The sequence below is a fragment of the Pseudoalteromonas sp. 20-MNA-CIBAN-0454 genome (genome assembly GCF_040308685.1).
GTDB classification, from domain to species: domain Bacteria; phylum Pseudomonadota; class Gammaproteobacteria; order Enterobacterales; family Alteromonadaceae; genus Pseudoalteromonas; species Pseudoalteromonas nigrifaciens.
The window spans coordinates 1-476 of sequence record NZ_JBEOOB010000109.1 but is presented as its reverse complement, the minus strand read 5'-3'; the positions used below and the strand labels follow the sequence as shown (position 1 = coordinate 476).

The window sequence follows — 476 nt, the reverse complement described above, 5'->3', positions numbered from 1 at the left end:
GTATTCTCATGACTTTGATCACCGATTCTCATCAGCTTTGATCGCTTGATTTATCATTTTGTAGAGCCATTTTTAAATTAACTTAACTGATCATCATCAGTCAATTCATTTAACTGTTTTCGTATCGATTCTCCTTTTAAATTCAACTTAATTGCACCATGAATCAGCCTATCTAAAATAGCATCAGCGTGCGTTGATTCGCCGATCATTTGGTGCCAATTTTCCTGTGGTAACTGACTAATGATGATGTGTGATTTATAACCATATCTAGCATCGATTAATTCAAGTAAGTCGCTTCGTTGCTGAGCACTGAGTGGCTCTAGCCCCCAATCGTCTAAAATAAGTAAGTCGTATTTAATGAGTTTACCCAATAATTTTCGATAACTGCCATCGGCCTGTGCTAGAAATAGACTTTCAAGTAATTCTTTTAATCGAATATAGAAGACACTTTTTCCTTGTAAACAGTGCTCGTGACC

1 protein-coding gene is annotated in these 476 nt (G+C 36.3%); it reads right to left on the bottom strand.

Features of this window, described 5'->3' with window-relative positions; genetic code table 11:
* Positions 1 to 77 precede the first annotated feature (77 nt).
* Positions 78 to 476 (bottom strand): ATP-binding protein (locus AAEZ22_RS18165; RefSeq protein ID WP_352298390.1); only part of this gene is annotated, 399 nt, incomplete at its 5' end.